Source organism: Acinetobacter sp. ABJ_C1_1 (assembly GCF_044684115.1).
Classification (GTDB): domain Bacteria; phylum Pseudomonadota; class Gammaproteobacteria; order Pseudomonadales; family Moraxellaceae; genus Acinetobacter; species Acinetobacter nosocomialis_A.
The window spans coordinates 40,135-61,055 of record NZ_JBITPU010000001.1 but is presented as its reverse complement, the minus strand read 5'-3'; the positions used below and the strand labels follow the sequence as shown (position 1 = coordinate 61,055).

The following is a 20,921-nucleotide window of genomic DNA, read 5'->3' as shown; positions in this document are numbered from 1 at the left end:
ATAGATATAAAAAAGCCTCTTATGTAAGAGGCTTTTTTATTATGCATATTATGCAGTTTCAGCTTTCTTTTCTTCTTCCACTTTTTTCAACAAGTGTTTTTCAAGGTAATGGATGTCCATTGCTTGTTCACAGAAGTTTTTGTCTTGCAAGATAAGATCTTTATGTAAAGGAATATTAGTTTTAATTCCTGTAAGAATCATTTCGTCTAACGCTTGACGCATACGAGCAAGCGAAGTTTCACGATCTTTACCATGAGAGATCAATTTTGCAATCATTGAATCGTAATAAGGTGGAATGCTGTATCCAGGATAGATATGAGAATCTAAACGAATACCAGCACCGCCTGGTGCATAGAAACTTTCAATTTTACCTGGTGAAGGTAAGAATGTTGTTGGATCTTCAGCATTGATACGACATTCAATAGCATGGCCACGCACTTCAATATCTTCTTGTTGAAGTTCTAAGCCTAAACCTGCTGCAATACGTAATTGTTGCTCAATAATGTCAACACCAGTCACCATTTCAGTTACAGGATGTTCAACCTGAACACGGGTGTTCATTTCGATGAAGAAGAATTCACCGTCTTCGAACAAGAATTCAAATGTACCCGCACCACGATATTGCATGAGCTGACATGCGTGAACACAAGCTTCTAAAATATCAGCACGTGCTTGTTCTGGTAGATTTGGAGCAGGAGCTTCTTCTAACACTTTTTGGTGACGACGTTGTAATGAACAGTCACGATCATATAAATGAATCGCATGGCCATTACCATCACCTAAAACTTGAACTTCGACATGGCGAGGTTTTTGTAAGAAGCGTTCCATGTATACAGTATCATCACCGAACCACATTTCTGCATCACGTTGAGCTGCTTGAACTGACTCAAGTAATGTATCTACGCGTTCAACAATACGCATACCACGACCACCACCACCAGCTGCCGCTTTAACAATAAGCGGGAAGCCGATTTCTTTAGCTTCAGCTAAAGCGTTGTGGATGGTTACTGCATGGTCACAACCAGGTACTGTAGGTACACCAGCTTTTTTCATTGCAACAATTGCAGAAACCTTGTTACCCATTAAACGAATATGTTCTGGACGAGGGCCAATAAATGTGAAGCCTGAGCTTTCTACAATTTCAGCAAACTCGGCATTTTCCGAAAGGAAGCCATAGCCTGGATGAATTGCATCAGCACCAGTAATTTCTGCAGCAGTAATAATTGCTGGGATGTTTAAATAGCTATCACTACTTGCACCCGGACCAATACATACTGCTTCATCAACGAAACGTAAATGCATCAAATCTTTATCAGCATCTGAATAGATACCGACAGTTTTGATTCCTAATGTTTTGCAAGCCCGGGTAATTCGTAAAGCAATTTCACCACGGTTTGCAATTAAAACTTTTTGCAACATAGTTGTCCCCGAGGTATTACGCGCGATAACGGAATAAAGGTTGACCGAATTGGATCACATCACCGTTTTTCACTAAAATTTCTTCAATCACGCCGCTTTGAGTTGCTTCAATAGGGTTCATGATTTTCATTGCTTCGATAATACCCAAAGTTTCACCAGCAGATACAGTTTGACCTACTTTAACAAATGGTGCTTCGCCTGGGCTTGGAGCAGCATAGAACACACCAACCATAGGAGAAGTTTCAACTGCTCCACGTGGAGTTTTTGCAGCAGGTGCTTCAGCAACAGGAGCTGCTGGAAGTGCTACACCAGCCGCAGCAACGACAGGATTGCGACGAGTTAAAGCGATCGATTGATCACCTTCTTTAACTTCAATCGCTTGCAAGTCAGACTCAATCATTAAATCGATGAGTTTTTTAATTTTGCGGATATCCATGGGTGACTATTCCTGAACTAGTTTGGGTTAGATGGTTGAATTTTTTCAATAGCGTAATCGAGTGCAAAGCTATAACCTTTTGCACCTAAACCACAAATCACGCCAATTGCTTTGTCTGATAAATAAGAGTGGTGTCTAAACGCTTCACGTGCGTGAACATTTGATAAATGTACTTCAATAAACGGAATGGCAACGCCAAGTAGGGCATCACGTAAAGCAACTGAAGTATGGGTAAGAGCAGCAGGGTTAATAATAATAAGTTTTACGCCTTCTGTTTGTGCCTGATGAATACGGTCAACAATGGCACCTTCCCAGTTGCTTTGAAAAGTATCTAGTGTAATAGAGGCTTGTTTAGCTTGAGCAATAAGTTGTTGGTTGATATTGTCTAGGGTAAGATGACCATATACTTCTGGTTCGCGTTTTCCCAGCAAATTCAAATTCGGTCCATGAATTACCAAAATGGTCGAACTCATTCAGATTGCTCCAGCTCTAAAGTTGCAAATAATCTTTGCAAGATGTCTGCAAAGTTTGCTTATTATGGCATATGTTTCTACAAGTTTTTTATAATTTCTTTTAATTGTCGCAGAAAGGGTACACCAAATTCGGCTTATATATTGTAAATTTTGCGACGAATTAGCAATGTTAAAAAATGACAAAATTTCAAGTAATTTAACGGAGCTTATTTTAAACCGAATTGACAAAAACAGTTCATGTATTTTGTGTAACGACGGTATGGGCATCTTCAATTGTTAACATTTCATTCCAGCGAGTTAGATAGTTTTTTGAGCGATGGCATTGTTTCATTTGCCAAGATGGATTACGCGAGTGATACCCCACTTGTAAATAATGACTACCAAAACGCTTACGGACCGTCCCCAAAGTTTCCATCAATTGTTGTCTTTGATGAATAAGTTCCAGAGGTTGCCATAAATCATCAATGTGTTGTTGACGCGCGTGTAGACCACAAAATAATACTCCAATTTTTATATAACTTTTATTTTCTTTATATAAAACATCAATTTGCTGCATTGCTGCTTTTGTGAGTATGCATAAATCATCTGTTGCATAGTGAAGACCAATGGCTTGAGAAGTGGCTTTTTTATAAGGTGGCTTATCAGTTTTCTCATAAAGCATGACCTGAATGCAGGCACAAAGTTGTTCTTGTTTCATTAAACGGCGGTGCGCCCGATTAAGATGAAAAATAAGTGCTTGTTTAATAATCTCAATGCTGGATAAAGCTTGAGCAAAACTTCGTGATGCTAAAATCCGTTTAGTTGGAATGGCAGGATCGTCAAGTTCAATACATGATTGGCCTTTTAGCTCACGAATAGTGCGTGCCATGACCACAGAAAATGCCTTTGCCATATGATGTTCATTGGCAAAAGTTAAGTCTAGGCAAGAGTACACTTCATAACTTTGTAGCTGTTTGACCAATTGATAGCCAATTCCCCATACTTCTTTGACCGATGTCTGTTGCATGAGGTCTTCCATAATTAATGGATCTAGGGTGATGAAATTGCAGATTCCCTTAAAACTTTTAATTTTCTTAGCATAATGATTGGCTAGCTTTGCTTGAGTTTTTGAATATCCAATTCCAATACAACAAGGTAAACCTAACCATTGGAGGAGAGTTTTTCTCACCTCATTGCAGTAATCTGAGGTATCGATAGATTGAAGGTAAGGGGTGAGATGAATAAAGCATTCATCTATAGAGTATGCTTCTATATCATCTGGAGAGAAAAACTCACCGAGGACAGCAAAAAAACGACGGGACATCTCGGCATATAAAGTGTAGTTGCTTGAATAAACTTGAACACCAGCTTCTAAAGCATCTTTCTCAATTTGAAACCACGGTACTCCCATCTTAATACCTAAAAGTTTTGCTTCTTCGCTACGTGAGACCACACAGCCATCGTTGTTAGATAAAACAACTACAGGTTTATCAATGAGTTTAGGGTTGAAAAGTCGTTCGCAGCTGACATAGCAATTATTGATATCAACCAGTGCATAAACTTCGCGGTGTGAGATTTCTCTCATTATTTCATCCCCCAAATTCATCAACTCAAAATACACATTTTGAATTTGTAACATAATCAAGTTAGCAAAATTATAGACAGATATCTAGGGGAGTTCTGGTTGTTTGTCGAAATTATGAAAAGGCTGTAAAAGGAATGAATTGTCAGTTATTGATATGGAAATGTCTGAAAATGATAAGTTTTAATTGGTTATGATCGAAACCATAAGAGCTATATTTAATGGATGGGTTGAGTCCTTTAAATATAGTAATGCGTATAACGCATTTGTCTTATGGGTCTTTCAAGCTGTCTTTGTTATAAAAGACAGCTTTTTTTATGATGATTTAAGTATTTCTTAGCTTGGCTTGATTGTAGCAATCGAGATTAATGCACTGATCACTTAGTTCTATAATTTGAGCAGGGGATAAATGAAGTTTCTCCCATTTTTGCATTTGTTCAAATAGCCAGTGGAAATCTTCAGGTTGTGGGGCAGCATTTTCTTTAACCAAGTGTTTTACAATATTTTGAATCATATAATATTTATCGACATGCACTTCTTCAGAACAGTGAAATCGGACAATCCCAAACTCGACCAATAACTTTAAGACAGGTGCAAAATCTTTTAAATTACTCAATTCTTTTTGAGCTTTCATAATTGCCGTTGTAAGGGCAACTAAGGTGTGAGGATGTTGTTCAGCCCATTCTTGAGTTACTGCGAGAACTTTATCTGCCACATTGGGAATAATGTCTTGACTTGAGCAGACGATTTTACTTAAACCTAAAAGTTCACCTTGAGTATTCCAAGGCTCTCCCACACAAAAACCATCAATCACATGGTTATCTAAAGCTTCGACCATATACGGTGGCGGAAGTGCTTTGAGTTTGAGCTTTTGAGCTATTCTAGAGTCTGCCAAAGCAAGCCATTCTCTTAAACAATAATGATGGATTGAATGTTTAAATACATGGGCTAGAGAAAGAGTATGATCTTGCTCAATGTATTGAGTAACTTTTTGGGCGGTAGTTTGTGCATTATCGTTTTCTTGAATAGCCAATTGATGAATTAATTTTTGGCTTAAGCTGATAAAAGCACGGTTTTTACTTAAAACGAGCGGGGTTTGCAGTGCAATACCAATTTGGTCTGCACCCATTGCTGCTGCAGGGAGCATCGCAGATAAACAATGTGCAGCATCTAATAAACCAAAAGCTAAACGGTCGCGTAGACTTGCCCATGATGCTTCTTTGACTAAAGTAACTTCTAAATCGACTTCTTCGAAGAAACCTTGCTGCTTTGCCCAAAGTAAAGCGATGCAATCAAGTAAAGGAATATAGCCGAGTTGCAATTGAGTCTTTTCTAATTTGCTCATTTATTCATCCTTTAGTTGATCATTTAGTAATTTTTGAGCGTCAAGTAAACGCCGTGCCATTTCTCCAATCGTTATACGATGACTCATGGCATTTTTTCTGAGTAATTGAAAAGCTGTGTCTTCAGGTAAGCCATGCAGTTGCATGAGTAGTACTTTGGCCTTTTCAACATCTTTACGATCTGCCAGTTTGGTTTGAGCTTCTTTTAAGTCACCTTCGAGCTTTTTATGTTTTTTATATTGCTCAATTGAAATCTCTAAAATGGTATGTAAGCGAGCGGGGTCTATGCCATCTACAATATAAGCCGTTACGCCTGCATCTATAGCTTGTTTGATGGTGTCTTTATCTGAATTTTTAGTGAATAGAACAGTTGGTAGGTCATAGCTACTCACACAACTTTCAATAATGTCACGATGGGGATGATCCATATCGAGCAAGATGACATCGGCTTGTAAATCTTCAAGACGAAAAATATTTAAGTGGTCCAAAGTAAGGCAGGCAACCACTTCAAAGTCATTTTCAAGCAGACTATTTTTTATATAGTCGGCCCGCGCATGATCATCATCGATAAGAGCTATTTTGAGTTTTGGCATAAGTTCAGAAAATCAGGCTAAGAAAATGCGCCAATTCGACGCGTTTTTTGTTAATAAGTTTTAAGCAAGATTAGTGCCATTCGAATTTAAACAAAAAATCAGGCATGAGTGGTCCTTTACTATGCTAAAACATTGTTTTGATCGATATTGGTGCAAAAAAGCGATTCATTTTGTGGCAAGACTTATTTTTGTTTAAACCATATAGACGAGCAGCAATAGTGCAGGGGAAATTAAATATTCTTTTTGTATAAAAATGGGTTGTATTTTAAATTATTGAAAATAATAATAAAAAATTATTAATATTAATTTTAAAAAGAATTGGCATGCAAAATGCTTGATTAATTACAGGTCGAAGACGACCATAAGTTTTAAAGACGGCCAACGATGTCCGTTCTGATCGAATTTGTGAGTGCAACTGTACACACAGAAAATTTACGTTCAGTCGGAGTGAAGGTTATGTCTTTATTTTTATTGCATAAAAAAGTTACATCTGAATTAACTAATTTTTCAGTTTCAGCGATGCGAGCCTTCCGTATGAGGGGGCTCGCTTTTTTTATTTGTTTTTATGACTTTGCTATGCATTGGGTGTCGTCAACGAGTGGAAAAAATGGGTTCCAAGCAGCTATACGCTTTGTGATGTTGATACGTTTCTCGGTAGAGCACAAGGCAAAACAACAATGTCTATTTGAGAACGCAAGAACGCAGCTTAAAAGCAACGTGATTTGAGGAGAAACACTATGAAATTGGTAATGATTGGTCATGGTATGGTGGGCCACAAATTCATCGAAGCCATTTTAGAAAAAGCAGATGATGAATTGGAAATCACGATTCTTGCAGAAGAACCTCGTATCGCATATGACCGCGTACATTTGACTGAATACTTCTCAGGGAAATCGGCAAAAGATTTATCTTTAGCACGTTTTGATTTTGCTGATGCGTATGGCATTGACCTGCGTTTAAATACTAAAGCAGTGGCGATTGATACGACTGCACAAACCGTAACAACCAATCATGGTGATGTGATTAGCTATGACAAGTTGGTGCTGGCGACTGGTTCATATGCATTTGTTCCGCCAATTCCGGGTAATGACCGCGAGAACTGCTTTGTTTACCGTACCATTGAAGATCTAGATGCTATTCGTGCAGCAAGTTTAAAGGCTAAAACAGGCGTAGTAATTGGTGGGGGGTTACTTGGACTTGAGGCAGCCAAAGCATTACGTGATTTAGATTTGGAAACACACGTTGTTGAGTTTGCACCACGTTTGATGGCAGTTCAAATTGATGATTTAGGGGGCAAGGTTTTACGCCGTAAAATTGAAGATTTAGGTGTAAAAGTCCATACACAAAAAGCGACTCAGTCTATTGAGTCTGGGGTAAATACCACTCATGTGATGAAGTTTGCCGACGGTAGTGAACTTGAAACTGATGTGATTTTATTCTCTGCGGGGATTCGCCCACGTGATGAGCTTGCGCGCAACAGTGGGCTTGCGATTGGTGAGCGTGGCGGTATTGTAATTAATGATTATTGCCAAACATCAGATCAAAACATTTATGCCATTGGTGAATGTGCGCTTTGGCAAAATAAAATTTATGGCTTGGTTGCACCGGGCTATGACATGGCGCGTATTGCAGCAAAACACATTTTAGATGAAGAGTGTCATTGCTTCGCTGGCGCAGACATGAGCACCAAGTTGAAGTTGATGGGCGTTGATGTTGCTTCTGTTGGTGATGCACATGCCATGACCCCAGGTGCATTAAGCTATTTCTATGCAGATGAACATGCACTGGTTTATAAAAAGATTGTTGTAAATGCCGACAAAACCAAATTGCTTGGTGCGGTTTTAGTGGGTGATGCCAAAGAATACAACGACCTTTTACAAATGATGTTGAATGGTCTGGCTTTACCGGAAGTGCCTGAAAGTTTAATCATGCCGGGTTTTGAACAATCAGCAGCAAAATCTGGTGGTAGCGGAGTCGATTTGCTGCCAGACAGCGCGACTATTTGTTCATGTAACAATGTATCAAAAGCAGACATCTGCCAAGCAATTAGCGATGGTTCGACTTCTTTAGGTGCATTAAAAAAATGCACCAAAGCAGCAACAGCATGTGGTGGTTGTGCACCATTAGTGACTCAAGTATTGAAGTCAGAGTTACAACGTCAAGGTGTGACTGTTAACAATCACATTTGCGAACACTTCCCGTACTCGCGTCAAGAGTTGTATCACTTGGTTCGTGTCAATGAAATCAAGACATTTGATGATTTAATTCATCAACATGGTCATGGTTTAGGTTGTGATATTTGTAAACCGGCAGCAGCAAATATTTTGGCATCTTGCTGGAATGATTTCGTACTTAAGCCAAGTCATGCAGGCCTACAAGACAGTAACGATTACTACTTGGGTAACATTCAAAAAGATGGCTCTTACTCCATTGTACCGCGTATGGCAGGTGGGGAAGTCACTCCGGATGGCTTAATTGCGATTGGCCAAATTGCGAAGAAATATAACTTATACACCAAAATTACTGGTGGTCAACGTGTTGATATGTTTGGTGCGCAAGTTCATGAACTTCCATTTATTTGGGAAGAGTTAAATACTGCGGGCTTCGAGTCTGGTCATGCCTATGGTAAGTCGTTACGTACAGTGAAATCTTGTGTGGGTAGCACTTGGTGTCGTTACGGAGTAGATAACTCGGTTGGTTTAGCGATTGAACTTGAAAACCGCTACAAAGGTTTGCGTTCACCGCATAAATTGAAAATGGCAGTGTCTGGCTGTACACGTGAGTGTGCGGAAGCGCAAGGTAAAGATGTAGGCGTGATTGCCACTGAAAAGGGTTGGAACCTTTATGTATGTGGTAACGGTGGTATGAAACCGCGTCATGCAGAATTACTCGCATCTGACCTCGATAAAGAAACACTTATTCGTTATATCGACCGTTTCTTTATGTTCTACATTCAAACGGCAGACCGTTTACAACGTACCAGTGTATGGCGTGACAACATGGAAGGCGGTCTAGACTACCTTAAATCTGTGATCGTTGATGACTCTCTTGGTTTAGCTGCCGAGCTTGAGCGCCGTATGGAACACATTATTGGTACATATCAAGACGAATGGCGTACAGCTGTCGAAAACCCAGAAGTTCGTAAACGCTTCCAGACTTATATCAATGCAGGAGCAAATGAACAAGCTGATCCGCACATTCAATTTACAACTGAACGTGGTCAAATCCGCCCATTAACTGAAGCTGAACGTTCAGAAGACCGCATTCCAATGGTTGAAGCATAAAGGAGAGTTTCTATGAATATTGTACAAGACAAAAATATGCTTCCTGATGATCAATGGATTGACGTTTGTGCACTCGATGATTTAACCCCAAACACTGGTGCAGGAGCGCTAGTGGGCGGACAAGCGGTTGCAATCTTCCGTGTGGGGCATGAAAAACGTGTTTATGTACTGAGCAATAAAGATCCGTTTAGCCAAGCGAATGTGATGAGCCGCGGGATTATTGGTGATTTACAAGGCGAACGCGTTGTTGCATCACCAATTTATAAACAACATTTCAGTTTAGCTACGGGCCGTTGTTTAGAAGATAAAGACCAAAAATTGGCGGTTTATCCGAGCAAAATTATTGATGGCCGTGTTTGGGTCAACGCGGTGCCGCAAAAAACTTATATTACCAATACAGGTGTATCACAAGACAAACTTAGACTGGTGCTGATCGGGAATGGTTTGGCAGGGATGCGTTGTCTGGAAGATTTACTTGATATGGCACCAGACCGTTATGAAGTTACGGTGATTGGTGAAGAACCATGGGGTAACTATAACCGTATTATGTTGTCTCCGGTTTTATCGGGTGAAAAAACCATTGAAGACATTATGTTGCATCCACCGAAGTGGTACGACGATAAAGGCATTAAATTTATTGCTGGTGATAAAGCCGTAAAAATTGATCGTCCGCGTAAAGTGGTTTACACCGAAAAAGGCCAGACAGTTGATTATGACCGTTTGATTCTGGCAACAGGCTCGGCACCATTTATTCCACCAGTTCAAGGTGTTGACCTAAAAGGGGTGTTAACTTTCCGCGATATTTATGACGTTAACACCATGATTGAATACTGTGGTTCAAAAACCAACGCCGTGGTGATTGGTGGCGGTTTGCTGGGTTTAGAAGCTGCCTATGGTTTAAAGCAACGTGGTATGAATGTCACGGTATTGCATTTAATGGACCGTATTATGGAGCGCCAACTTGATGGGCGTGCGAGTCAATTACTTCGTCATAGCATTGAGCAAAAAGGCATTCAAATCATTACCGAAGCCAATACCGAAGCGTTAATCGGTGATGAAAATGGTCATGTCAAACAAATCCGTTTGAAAGATGGCACAGTGTTAGATGCTGACCTTGTGGTGTTTGCTGTAGGTATCCGTCCAAATATTGCTTTGGCGCAAAGTGCAGGATTACGTTGTAACCGTGGTGTATTGGTGAATGACACCATGCAAACATTTGACCCAAGTATTTATGCCGTGGGTGAGTGTATCGAACACCGTGGTCAAACTTTCGGTTTGGTTGAACCACTGTGGGGCCAAGCTTTTATTTGCGCGACCCATTTAGCAGAGCACGGCAGCTTAACTTTTAAAGCGCCAACCGTACCGACTCAGTTAAAGGTGAGTGGAGTCGATGTATTCTCTGCGGGCAATTTTGAACCGAAAGATGATTATGAAGACATTATTCTGAATGATGAAAAACGCCAGATTTATAAACGCATTATCATTCAAAACGATCGGGTAATCGGTGCAGTATTGTTTGGAGATACTGAAGATGGCATGTGGTATGCAGAGTTAATTGCAGATCAAACTCCTGTTTCTTCATTTAGAAATAAGCTGCTATTTGGTCGAGATTTTGCATTAAAAAATGCAGGCTAAATAGGGAAAGGAGCAGTTATGAATAGTATTCCAAGCGTTGAAATCGATAGCTCCGACCATGTTGCAAAAACAACTAAAACAACATGTCCATATTGCGGTGTAGGTTGTGGTGTTAGTGTAAACGTTCAACAAAAACCTCAAGGACCTGTGGTGCAAGTTGAGGGGGATGCTGAGCATCCTTCCAACTTTGGGCGCTTATGTATTAAAGGTAGCCGACTTGCGGATACTTTGGGGTTAGAAACACGTCTACTTCAACCGATGTTTGGTCGTAAGCCACATCGGACTGTAACCACATGGGATGCAGCAATCAATAAAATTGCCGATAAATTCCAGTCTTGTATCGATCAATATGGTCGTGACAGCATTGCATTTTATGTTTCAGGTCAGCTTTTGACTGAAGACTATTATGTGGTGAACAAATTTGTAAAAGGCTATTTGGGCACTGCAAATATCGATACCAACTCACGGCTTTGTATGTCATCTGCGGTGGCAGGTCATAAACGTAGCTTTGGTGAAGACCTTGTCCCTGCAAGTTATGAAGATTTTGAACATGCCGACATGGTGGTATTGGTTGGTTCCAATACCGCATGGTGCCATCCTGTGCTGTATCAGCGGATTATGCAGGCTAAAAGCCAAAATCCGGATATGTTTGTTGTGGTGATTGACCCACGTTTTACCAGTACTTGTGAGCAAGCGGATTTACATTTACCGATTTTACCGGGCCAAGATGTCGCATTGTTTAACGGACTATTCCAATATTTATATCAAAATGGTCATGCCGATCGGGCTTTTGTGGATGCCTATACTGAAGGTTTGCAAGAGGTTTTGGCAAGCAGCGAGCCAGAAGCTAATGTGGAATATGTGGCAAAGCGTACAGGAATTGCACTCGATAAGATGCAACAGTTCTTTAAGAAATTTGCGCAGACTGAAAAGGTAATCACGCTATTTTCAATGGGTGTGAATCAATCAAGTCAGGGTGTGAATAAGGCCAACAGCATTATTAACTGTCACTTATTAACAGGCAAAATTGGAAAGCTCGGCGCTGCACCATTTTCAATGACAGGCCAGCCCAATGCTATGGGGGGCCGAGAAGTGGGCGGCTTAGCTAATATGTTGGCTGCCCATATGGATTTAGATAACCCCTTGCACCAAAAAGTAGTGCAAACCTTTTGGGACAGTCCATTTATTGCAACTCAAGCTGGCTTAAAAGCTGTTGATTTGTTCCGTGCTGTTGAAGCTGGAAAAATTAAAGCCATCTGGATTATGGCAACCAATCCGGTGGTAAGTTTACCAGATGCCGATCAGGTGAAACGTGCTTTAGAGAAATGCGAATTGGTTGTGGTGTCAGATATCTGTGCCGATACCGATACTACGGCTTACGCCGATATTTTGCTTCCAGCTTTAGGTTGGGGTGAAAAAGATGGAACCGTTACTAACTCTGAGCGTCGTATTTCACGTCAACGTGCTTTTTTACCTGCACCGGGTGAAGCCAAAGCGGATTGGTGGTCAGTGAGTCAAGTTGCGAAAAGATTAGGCTTTAAAGGTTTTGACTTTAATAGTGCTGTTGATATTTTCAATGAACATGCGGCTTTGTCAGCACAAGATAATGCGAACATCAATACACGTGAGCAAACTGATACGTTTCGTTATTTCAATTTAAAAGGTTTAATGAACCTAAGTACTGCTGAGTACGATGCTCTGCAACCAGTGCAATGGCCAGTATGGGATAAAAAACAAGACGCTAAAGCCGTTCAACAACTGTTTGGCAAGGGCCAGTTTAGCCATAAAAATGCTAAGGCAAAATTGATTGCTACTGTTGCAATTAATCCGGTACATGCAATTTCAGAAGATTATCCGCTCATTTTGAATACGGGGCGTATTCGTGATCAATGGCATACCATGACCCGTACTGGTTTGTCGCCAAATTTAACCAGTCATCGTGCTGAACCATTCTGTGAGATTCATCCGAGTGATGCATTGAAGTTTGGCGTGCGTGATCAAGGCTTGGTAGAAGTTCGTTCGAAATGGGGCAGTTGTGTACTACGCGTGACATTCTCATCGGGTGTTCGTCGTGGGCAAATTTTTGCACCGATTCACTGGACTGAACAGGTCGCATCTGACGCGCGTATTGGTAAAGTCGTGAATCCAGAAGTTGATGCAATTTCAGGTGAGCCCGAGTTCAAACATACGCCTGTAACTATTCAACCGTTCTATACCACTTGGCAAGGCGTGCTCTATATTCGTGAAGGATACAATTCGCATATTCAAGAATCGCTCCATCACTGTGCATGGTGGACCAAAGTCAAAATGGTCAAAACTAATCGTTATGAACTTGCAGACCGCCAAACTTTTCATGATACTCAAAAGAATCTGAAAAGCTTTTTGCCATTTGCCGATGAAACCTTTGAATGGTTAAGCATAGAAGATATTTCTTCACAGCTGAGCCATAGTATTATTTTGAAAGATGGCATTGTAATTGCAAGTCTATATATTGCACCGCCAGATTTATTGCCAGACCGTGACTGGGTAGCAAGTCTGTTTAAACGAGAACGTTTGAGCGCCTTGCACCGTAAAGCTTTACTAGCAGGTATGCCAATGTCGGCTACCAATAATGATGGGCCTTTGGTGTGTAGTTGTTTTAAAGTAGGTAAGAATAAAATTATCGAAGCAATAAAAACACAAAACATTACCCATGAAAAACAGGTCACTGCTTGTTTAAAAGCTGGTGGCAATTGTGGATCATGTTTACCTGAAATCCGTGGCTTAATTAAAGCTTGCCAGCAAGAGGTAGAAGTGTGAATAAGGGATATCCCATAACTGATCTGGTCATTCTGGCGGGTGGACAAGCCCGCCGTATGAATGGTTTAAATAAGCTGTTGCAGCAATTCGATGGCGATACGCAACTTCTTAAGATTCACCAAAAGCTAAAATCTTCAGTATCTGAAATTTGGGTGAATAGTCATCGAGACTATTCAATCTATCAAAGTATTGTGCCAGATATTAAATGTTTTCAAGATGATGCTTCTGGTTTTTTGGGTCCGCTTATGGGGATGAAAAGCACATGGTCTCATGTACGAGCAGATTATGTTTTGTTTATTCCTTGTGATGTGACCTACATACCTACGCAAGTCGTTGCGAAATTACACAGCGCACTTCGCAAAAATAAACAGGCTCAGGCAGCTTACGTTTCAATTAACGGAGATGCTTTATACCCATTTTGTTTGTTAAAACGTGAAAGTCTAGAAGTTTTAGAGCAGCAAATTGATAAGCAACAATTGAGTTTAAAAAATTGCTTTAAACTTTTACATGCACAAGTAGCCATTTTTCAAAAGCAGAACTTATTTTTCCATAGCATTAATTCTTTAGATGAACTTCAACAATACAAACAAATTAAAGCATTTAAAGAGATTTTTTCGACAAATTAGAACTTCAATCATATCGATTTAAAATTTACATTGATAATCTGAAATCATTTTTTAAATTTTGAGTTATTGACTGTTTAGAATTTAAGTTCTATTTTGGAACTTGTTATTTTCATTCTAGCCAGATGTATAAAAATAAACGGAGCCAGAAAAATGATGGATGCTGCTCAGCAAAGTAAAACAGATGTGACCGCATGTATTTTATGTTCAAGAAACTGCGGTTTGAGCGTAGAAATTAAAGATAACCAGTTTGTCAAAATTAAAGGCAATCCTGAACATCCATTTTCTCAAGGTTACATTTGTCAAAAAGCTGCTAGATTACAGCATTACCAGCAACACGCAGACCGTTTGACCGCACCTTTAAAACGCCAGCCAGATGGCTCGTTTCAAGAAATTAGTTGGGATGTGGCGATACAAGAAATTGCCGATCAATTGGTTCAGATTAGAGATAAATTTGGCGGCACTGCTTTTGCTTCGGTTGGGGGCGGTGGACAGGGTAACCACCTCGGTGCAGCTTATGGCCGACAACTTTTATTGGCTATGAAAAGTTATTATGCATATAACTCACTTGCCCAAGAAAAAACAGGTGATTTCTGGCTCAATGGACGTCTGTTCGGTAGTCAGGCTTGCCATACTACAGAAGATGTTGAACATGCAGATTACGTACTTTTTATTGGAACGAACCCGTTTCAGGCACATGGTATTCCCAACGCACGAGACACGCTAAAACATATTAAGAAAGATCCGAACCGAACCATGGTGGTGTTCGACCCGCGTGTTACCGAAACGGCAAAACAAGCAGACATTCACGTGCAGCTAAAACCGGGAACAGATGCTTTTTTAATGTCGGCCATGATTGCAATCATTATTAAAGAAAAGCTTTATGATGCAGCGTTTATTGAGCAGCATACACATGGGTTTGAAGAAGTAAAAGCTGCATTTAACCATGTCCCGATTGAAGACTATATTGCTAAAGCTGATGTACCTGTCGATTTGATTTATCAGGTTGTTCGAGATTTTTCAAAGGCAAAAAGAGGCTGTGTACGTATCGATTTAGGTATTCAACATACTTTGAATACAACATTAAATGGTTATTTAGAAAAGCTTTTATACTTACTGACAGGGAACTTTGGAAAACAGGGTACCAATAATTTGCATACCATGTTTATTCCAATTTTGACCGATACGGATGAAAGAAAACCAAAATATCGACGTAGTGTTTATCATAAAATGTTCCCGATCTCTGGGTTTTTTCCACCTAATATTTTACCCGATGAAATCCTAAAAGCAGGGGAAAAGCGAATTCGTGCTGTGTTTGTAGATAGTTGTAATCCACTATTAACCTATCCTGATACACCAGCTTTTGAGGAAGCATTTAAAGCCTTAGATTTGTTGGTGGTAGTTGATGTTGCGATGACAGAAACCGCGAGACTCGCCGACTATATTTTGCCTGCTCATACTCAGTTTGAAAAATGGGAATTTACTGGTTTTAACTTGGAATTTCCTAAGAATGGTTTTCACCTGCGTCATCCCGTATTGGCTGCTCAAGCAAACACTTTACCGGAAGCCGAAATTTATACTCGATTACTGGAAGCTATGAATGCTATTCCGAAGAATTTTTCAATTCTAGAAAAAATAGCTGCGGTCGACTCGAAAAAAACAGCCTACTTACCCTACTTGTCGGCGCTAGGACTTACCTTGGTACGCCATAAAAAATATATCCCTTTTGCTGCCTCTATCATTTATCGAACTCTTGGCAAACGACTTGGCAATTCTACAGATTCAGTTGCTTTTTTATTGCCGCTATCTATTCAATATGCTGTTTTACATACCAAAGCGGTACGCCGTGCAGGTTATAAAGGTAATCCGTTAACACAAGGTGTCAAACTATTTGAGCAGATATTAAAGCAACGTTCAGGTATGGTTTTATCGCAACATGAATATGACGAAGTCTGGAAACTGGTAGCTTATAAAGATAAGAAAATACGTCTTGCAATTCCCGAGATGTTAAGTGAACTCGCAAGCTTGAAAAGCCATAACGTTAATGTTGAAGAGTTTCCTTTCATCCTTTTGTCAGGTGAACGCCGTAGTTACAATGCCAACCAAATTTACCGTGACCCTGCTTGGCGAAAAGTAGATGCAGAGGGTGCATTGCGTATTCATCCCGAAGACGCAAGACACTTAAATGTAGATGCAGGAGGGCAGCTTAAATGTATCTCAGCGCATGGAGAAATTCAGGTAGCTATTGAGTTGGATGATGGGATGAGAAGAGGTGTTGTATCACTTCCACATGGCTATGGTATGCGATTTCAAAATGGAGAACCGATTGGGCCACAATTAAACTTACTTATTTCTGCTGAACATTGTGATCCATTGTCGAAAACGCCATACCATAAATATGTACCCATCCGTTTAGAAAAGTGTTAGAAATAGAATCAAGTAAAACATAGATTTTACCGCGCTAACTCGAGATTTATTTTTAAATTATTCTTGAGACGGTGCGGTGAAAAACCTATAAAAAGTTAAATATTATGGAAGATAAGTAGAGCTGGAACAAATTTTGCATAAAAAGCAAAGCACTATTTAGGCGCAATTTTTTGTATTTGATTGTTCATAATCGGTGCTCGCAATATTTGAACTGTTCTCGATATGAGTGCAAATGATGAAACAATATCACTCTGAAACTGCGCCAAGCCTTCTGCAAGATCAATATGGGCGTATCAAGCGTAAGTTACGAATTTCTGTAACTGATCGCTGTAATTTTAAGTGTGTATATTGCATGCCTGAGCATCCAGAATGGTTAAATAAACAAGATTTGCTTAGTTTTGAAGCGCTCTTTCAATTTTGTCATTTTATGGTGCAGCAAGGTATCGAAAGTATTCGCATTACGGGTGGTGAACCATTAATGCGTCAAGGTATTGTTCATTTCATTCGAGATCTACAGTCTTTAAAAAGTTTAGGTTTAAAACGTATATCGATGACTACCAATGGTCATTACCTTGCTAAACATGCCAAGCAGCTAAAAGACGCTGGATTAGATGATTTAAACATTAGTTTAGATAGTTTAGATCCTGTTCAGTTTAAAGAGTTGACCAAGAAAAAATTGGAGCCTGTTTTAGAGGGGATACAAGCTGCAAAAGAAGTAGGATTACCTTTTAAAATTAACTGCGTGTTAATGAAAGATAGAAATGATGATCAAATCTTACCTATGGTGAAATGGTCAATTGCTCATCATATTCCTTTGCGTTTTATCGAGTTTATGCCGCTTGATGGTGATGCACTTTGGTCAAATAAAGATGTGGTAAGTGAGGCTGAAATTTTACAGGTATTGCAACCGTATTATTCGGTACAAGTCATCGAGCAGCAACATGAGCCAGCGCGTCAATATCTAATTAACGGTAGCTACCATTTAGGAATTATTTCCACAATTACGCATTCATTTTGCCACCAATGTGACCGTATACGGCTTACCGCAAAAGGCGAACTATATAACTGTTTATTTGCGCCGCAAGGCTTAAATATTAAGCCTCAGCTTCAAACGCTGGTAAGCAAACAACATACTCCAGAATATGGTATGTATATCCAAAAATTAAAGAATTTGGTTCATCCTTATATCTGGCATAAAGCCAAAGGTTTCCATGCCTTACAACATCAACAAACCCGTAAAATCAGCATGCATATGCTTGGGGGATAAATGCAACAATCTATCCAAATTAAAGTCGAAGCATTTGGTGCAATTGAAAAATTGCTTCCTGAAAATCTTTTGTTAGTTTGTCCTAGCCATAGTCTGGTTAAAGATGTATTAGATGAAATTGTTTTATTGCATCCTGAATCTACAAAAGCCATGGAAAAATGTGCATGTGCGATTGGTGATAATGTCATAACCAGACAAACTGTCTTAAGTGAGCCATGCACTTTGGTTTTATTATCACCCGTTGCCGGAGGATGAGTCATGAAAGAGTTCGCAAGAATACAAGAGCAGGCTTTAAGCTTGGATACTTTTGATCCGATTCAGTCTTTTCCTGAATGTGGCGGTATCGATATTTTTATGGGTACGGTTCGTAATCATCACGAAGGTAAAGCGGTAAAGGCGCTGAAATATACATCGTATAAACCGCTTGCAGAAAAAATGATACGTGAAATTGAACTAGAAATTGAGAAAAAGTATCAGGTATCTTATGTGCGAGTGGTTCATCGAATTGGATATCTGGATGTCGGTGAAACAGCCATTATTGCGATTGCGTATGCAGCCCATCGCCGTGAAGCTTTTCAGGCATGTGAGGAAGCGGTCGAACGGGTAAAGCATGAAGTACCTGTCTTTAAAGAAGAGTTTTTTACAGATGGCACAAGTCATTATGTAGAGGGCTGTTGTATTCGTAAGGATGCACCGCACGACCACAAACACCATCATCATGCCGGCCATGAGCACTCACACTGAAATATGTAATACTAGGATAAATAATGAAAAACGTAGGAATGAAGCCGGAAAGTTATCGTGTTGCCGAAGCACAAGCGATTTTATATGCACCACCGCACTGTATTGAATTATTAAGACAAGGAAACACGGAAAAAGGTGATGCATTAAAAACAGCACGTGTTGCAGGAATTTTGGCAGCAAAACGAACTGATGAGCTGATTCCACTATGTCATCCGCTACCGATTTATCGGGCAGATGTAGAATATGAATTGGAACATGACTTTGTAAAAATTATTGCTGTCGTTGAGACCATTGGACCAACTGGTGTAGAAATGGAAGCTTTGACGGCGGCAAGCCTTGCAGGTTTAACTATTTACGATATGTTAAAGCCTCATTGTGAACCAGAAGAACTCTGGATGGATCAATGTAAACTACTTAAGAAAAAAGGCGGAAAATCCCATTTTAAACGGGTATTGCGTCAGCCTGTTTCGGCTGCGGTTATTGTATTGTCAGATACTGTAGCATCGGGTAGAAAGCCAGATACGGCCGGAAAATCTGTAGTTGAAACTTTAACTGAAGCTGGATTTGATCCGATCCATTACCAAATTTTGCCTGATGAAACAGATGATCTCAAAGAATTGGTCCTAGAACTCACCAAATCGTATGCTTGTATTATGACGGTGGGTGGAACAGGAATTGGTAAGCGTGACATTACAGTTGATACGCTAGAGCCTCTTTTAGAACGTAAATTAGATGGCTTAATGGAAGCAGCTCGCTCATTTGGACAAAAACGCACGCCATACGCGGCTATGTCACGCGGAGTAGCAGGGTTTATTGACCGTTCTTTAGTTGTGACGTTACCGGGAAGCCGTGGTGGAGCAAGCGAATCAATGGCCGCTATTTTACCTGCATTAGTCCATATTTTTGATGTTTGCCGTGATTTACCGCATCCAGGAGGCTATGAATAATGTCAGGTTGTGGTGCTGAGCGTGGATTAATCGGTATAGATGAAGCGCTAGATTTAGTTATTAATAAGCCTAAAAACTTAAGCTCTATTCAAAAGACTCTAACAAATAGCCTAAGTAGTTATCTTGCCAAAGATATTTACTCTGAAATTAATTTACCAAGTTTCTCTCAAAGTGCGGTAGACGGTTATGCACTTTGTAGCCATACAGAAGATTTAAATAATCAAAAGTTCCAAGTCACAGGTGAAATTCGTGCTGGAAGCGAGAGTCATGACATACTCGGTGAAGGTCAGGCGATTCGTATATTTACGGGCGGTAAAATTCCTGAAGGGACAACGCATGTAGCACGGCAAGAAATCGTATCGGTTATTTCGGCCCAAGAAATTTGTTTAACGGAACATATACGCCCTCAAGCCGATATCCGTTTTACTGGTGAAGAAATCCAGCAGGGGCAGTTGCTTGCTCAAGTAGGACAGTTTCTAAATATTGGAAGCTTGGCTGCTTTAAGTATGGCGGGTGTACAAGAACTTACTGTTTGTCGTAGACCAAAAGTTGCAGTTTTAGTCACAGGTGATGAAGTTGCTCAAACGGCAGAAGATTTAATCGATGGAAAAGTCTTTGATGCAAATGGTCCATTACTAAAAGCTTGGTTTGAAGATTATGGTTTAGATGTTGAACTCATTCATGTGGCAGATGAAGCAGATCAGGTCACCCATTACTTTAACCAACTAAAAGACAGCTATGATGTTGTTATAACGACTGGCGGAGTTTCGGTAGGAGACTACGACTTTGTTCGGCCCTGTGCTTTCGAAGTTGGATTTGAACAAATCTTTTGGAAAGTTAAACAAAAACCGGGTAAACCTTTATTCTTTGCCGAATACTATAATTCACAAGCTATCCATTCTTGCTATTTGCTAGGTTTGCCGGGCAATCCGGCTGCGGTATATGTCGCAATGCAAGTTTACGGTAAATCTTTGCTTGATGCATTGCAGGGCAATAGACATGGACCAGAATGGTTTACTGCAATTTTAGAGCATGATTTAAAAGAAGATGCACGTGAGCGTTTTTTACGAATGTATGCTTATTTTGATGCAGGACAACTTAGGGTGAAAAGTTTGGCCAAGCAGCAGTCTCATATGCTGAGTAATCTTATGCAAGCCAATAGTCTAGTCCGTATTCCTGCGAATACAAAACTAGCATCAGGAACTGTGCTAAAGGGGATCTTTATTTCAAATTAACTTATAAATAAGCTGTATATAATTAATCCATACTGATGGATTAATTATATTTTATAACTATTTTTAGTGACTGTTATTTTAAAAAATAAGCTTTATAAATATACTAAAAACTTATTTCTAAGCTGAATATTGCAT

At 39.9% G+C, this 20,921-nt stretch carries 17 protein-coding genes and 1 pseudogene; 12 read left to right on the top strand and 6 right to left on the bottom strand.

Annotation, left to right across the window (positions count from 1 at the left end):
- Positions 1 to 48 precede the first annotated feature (48 nt).
- From accC to ACG59Z_RS00305, 4 genes are all read right to left on the bottom strand, one after another.
- Entirely contained in the window at positions 49 to 1,419 is a 1,371-nt protein-coding gene (gene accC, locus ACG59Z_RS00320; RefSeq protein WP_263613925.1) for an acetyl-CoA carboxylase biotin carboxylase subunit, read from the bottom strand.
- Positions 1,420 to 1,435: 16 nt separating this feature from the next.
- The gene (gene accB, locus ACG59Z_RS00315; RefSeq protein ID WP_263613924.1) at positions 1,436 to 1,855 is read right to left on the bottom strand and encodes an acetyl-CoA carboxylase biotin carboxyl carrier protein; all 420 of its coding nucleotides are present in this window, start codon (positions 1,853 to 1,855) and stop codon (positions 1,436 to 1,438) included.
- Positions 1,856 to 1,872: 17 nt separating this feature from the next.
- Positions 1,873 to 2,328 (bottom strand): type II 3-dehydroquinate dehydratase, encoded by a 456-nt coding sequence (aroQ, locus tag ACG59Z_RS00310; RefSeq protein WP_004701126.1) that lies wholly within the window; start codon positions 2,326 to 2,328, stop codon positions 1,873 to 1,875.
- 235 nt (positions 2,329 to 2,563) lie between these two features.
- Positions 2,564 to 3,892, bottom strand: coding sequence for a Y-family DNA polymerase (locus ACG59Z_RS00305; protein ID WP_400197323.1), 1,329 nt, complete (start codon positions 3,890 to 3,892; stop codon positions 2,564 to 2,566).
- A gap of 218 nt (positions 3,893 to 4,110) precedes the next feature.
- Between ACG59Z_RS00305 and ACG59Z_RS00300 the strand changes: the two are divergent.
- Positions 4,111 to 4,229, top strand: a pseudogene (locus ACG59Z_RS00300) (hypothetical protein).
- Here the strand turns inward: ACG59Z_RS00300 and ACG59Z_RS00295 are convergent.
- Together ACG59Z_RS00295 and ACG59Z_RS00290 are read right to left on the bottom strand one after the other, a co-directional pair.
- Complete coding sequence (locus ACG59Z_RS00295; protein ID WP_400197321.1) at positions 4,215 to 5,234, bottom strand: ABC transporter substrate-binding protein; 1,020 nt, start codon at positions 5,232 to 5,234, stop codon at positions 4,215 to 4,217. The pseudogene ACG59Z_RS00300 and the gene ACG59Z_RS00295 sit on opposite strands and share 15 nt — an antisense overlap.
- Complete coding sequence (locus ACG59Z_RS00290; protein WP_001125253.1) at positions 5,235 to 5,825, bottom strand: ANTAR domain-containing response regulator; 591 nt, start codon at positions 5,823 to 5,825, stop codon at positions 5,235 to 5,237.
- A gap of 384 nt (positions 5,826 to 6,209) precedes the next feature.
- On the opposite strand from ACG59Z_RS00290, the gene ACG59Z_RS00285 reads away from it, so the two are divergent.
- The 11 genes from ACG59Z_RS00285 to ACG59Z_RS00235 all read left to right on the top strand — a co-directional run bounded on the left by ACG59Z_RS00285 (position 6,210) and on the right by ACG59Z_RS00235 (position 20,786).
- Complete coding sequence (locus tag ACG59Z_RS00285; RefSeq protein WP_000114559.1) at positions 6,210 to 6,551, top strand: hypothetical protein; 342 nt, start codon at positions 6,210 to 6,212, stop codon at positions 6,549 to 6,551.
- An 11-nt stretch (positions 6,552 to 6,562) separates the two neighbouring features.
- Positions 6,563 to 9,109, top strand: a complete 2,547-nt coding sequence (nirB, locus tag ACG59Z_RS00280) for a nitrite reductase large subunit NirB (protein ID WP_400197318.1) — start codon at positions 6,563 to 6,565, stop codon at positions 9,107 to 9,109.
- Between the two features lie 12 nt (positions 9,110 to 9,121).
- Complete coding sequence (gene nirD, locus ACG59Z_RS00275) at positions 9,122 to 10,744, top strand: nitrite reductase small subunit NirD (protein ID WP_045544029.1); 1,623 nt, start codon at positions 9,122 to 9,124, stop codon at positions 10,742 to 10,744.
- Between the two features lie 18 nt (positions 10,745 to 10,762).
- A complete protein-coding gene (locus tag ACG59Z_RS00270; protein WP_400197317.1) occupies positions 10,763 to 13,543 on the top strand; it encodes a molybdopterin-dependent oxidoreductase in 2,781 nt (926 codons plus the stop codon).
- On the top strand, positions 13,540 to 14,169 hold the full coding sequence (locus ACG59Z_RS00265; protein WP_400197316.1) for a molybdenum cofactor guanylyltransferase: 630 nt from the start codon (positions 13,540 to 13,542) through the stop codon (positions 14,167 to 14,169). The genes ACG59Z_RS00270 and ACG59Z_RS00265 overlap by 4 nt, the downstream gene beginning before the upstream one ends.
- A 150-nt stretch (positions 14,170 to 14,319) precedes the next feature.
- Positions 14,320 to 16,593, top strand: coding sequence for a molybdopterin-dependent oxidoreductase (locus tag ACG59Z_RS00260; protein WP_400197315.1), 2,274 nt, complete (start codon positions 14,320 to 14,322; stop codon positions 16,591 to 16,593).
- 226 nt (positions 16,594 to 16,819) lie between these two features.
- Positions 16,820 to 17,860, top strand: a complete 1,041-nt coding sequence (moaA, locus tag ACG59Z_RS00255) for a GTP 3',8-cyclase MoaA (protein WP_086300331.1) — start codon at positions 16,820 to 16,822, stop codon at positions 17,858 to 17,860.
- Positions 17,861 to 18,115: a MoaD/ThiS family protein gene (locus ACG59Z_RS00250; protein ID WP_001187658.1), complete on the top strand. Its 255-nt coding sequence runs from the start codon at positions 17,861 to 17,863 to the stop codon at positions 18,113 to 18,115. It begins immediately after the preceding gene.
- Between the two features lie 3 nt (positions 18,116 to 18,118).
- Positions 18,119 to 18,604 carry a molybdenum cofactor biosynthesis protein MoaE gene (locus ACG59Z_RS00245; RefSeq protein WP_000657200.1) on the top strand — a complete coding sequence of 162 codons (486 nt, stop codon included), beginning with the start codon at positions 18,119 to 18,121 and terminating at the stop codon, positions 18,602 to 18,604.
- 23 nt (positions 18,605 to 18,627) lie between these two features.
- A complete protein-coding gene (gene moaCB, locus ACG59Z_RS00240) occupies positions 18,628 to 19,551 on the top strand; it encodes a bifunctional molybdenum cofactor biosynthesis protein MoaC/MoaB (protein ID WP_078209359.1) in 924 nt (307 codons plus the stop codon).
- The gene (locus ACG59Z_RS00235) at positions 19,551 to 20,786 is read left to right on the top strand and encodes a molybdopterin molybdotransferase MoeA (RefSeq protein WP_400197311.1); all 1,236 of its coding nucleotides are present in this window, start codon (positions 19,551 to 19,553) and stop codon (positions 20,784 to 20,786) included. Before moaCB ends, ACG59Z_RS00235 begins: the two co-directional genes overlap by 1 nt.
- The last annotated feature ends 135 nt before the right edge of the window (positions 20,787 to 20,921 follow it).

Excerpts from the sequence above, each read along its gene's own strand:
- accC (WP_263613925.1), bottom strand. The coding sequence starts at position 1,419 with ATGTTGCAAAAAGTTTTAATTGCAAACCGTGGTGAAATTGCTTTACGA.
- accB (WP_263613924.1), bottom strand. The coding sequence starts at position 1,855 with ATGGATATCCGCAAAATTAAAAAACTCATCGATTTAATGATTGAGTCT.
- aroQ (WP_004701126.1), bottom strand. The coding sequence starts at position 2,328 with ATGAGTTCGACCATTTTGGTAATTCATGGACCGAATTTGAATTTGCTG.
- ACG59Z_RS00305 (WP_400197323.1), bottom strand. The coding sequence starts at position 3,892 with ATGAGAGAAATCTCACACCGCGAAGTTTATGCACTGGTTGATATCAAT.
- ACG59Z_RS00295 (WP_400197321.1), bottom strand. The coding sequence starts at position 5,234 with ATGAGCAAATTAGAAAAGACTCAATTGCAACTCGGCTATATTCCTTTA.
- ACG59Z_RS00290 (WP_001125253.1), bottom strand. The coding sequence starts at position 5,825 with ATGCCAAAACTCAAAATAGCTCTTATCGATGATGATCATGCGCGGGCC.
- ACG59Z_RS00285 (WP_000114559.1), top strand. The coding sequence starts at position 6,210 with ATGTCCGTTCTGATCGAATTTGTGAGTGCAACTGTACACACAGAAAAT.
- nirB (WP_400197318.1), top strand. The coding sequence starts at position 6,563 with ATGAAATTGGTAATGATTGGTCATGGTATGGTGGGCCACAAATTCATC.
- nirD (WP_045544029.1), top strand. The coding sequence starts at position 9,122 with ATGAATATTGTACAAGACAAAAATATGCTTCCTGATGATCAATGGATT.
- ACG59Z_RS00270 (WP_400197317.1), top strand. The coding sequence starts at position 10,763 with ATGAATAGTATTCCAAGCGTTGAAATCGATAGCTCCGACCATGTTGCA.
- ACG59Z_RS00260 (WP_400197315.1), top strand. The coding sequence starts at position 14,320 with ATGATGGATGCTGCTCAGCAAAGTAAAACAGATGTGACCGCATGTATT.
- ACG59Z_RS00250 (WP_001187658.1), top strand. The coding sequence starts at position 17,861 with ATGCAACAATCTATCCAAATTAAAGTCGAAGCATTTGGTGCAATTGAA.
- ACG59Z_RS00245 (WP_000657200.1), top strand. The coding sequence starts at position 18,119 with ATGAAAGAGTTCGCAAGAATACAAGAGCAGGCTTTAAGCTTGGATACT.
- moaCB (WP_078209359.1), top strand. The coding sequence starts at position 18,628 with ATGAAAAACGTAGGAATGAAGCCGGAAAGTTATCGTGTTGCCGAAGCA.
- ACG59Z_RS00235 (WP_400197311.1), top strand. The coding sequence starts at position 19,551 with ATGTCAGGTTGTGGTGCTGAGCGTGGATTAATCGGTATAGATGAAGCG.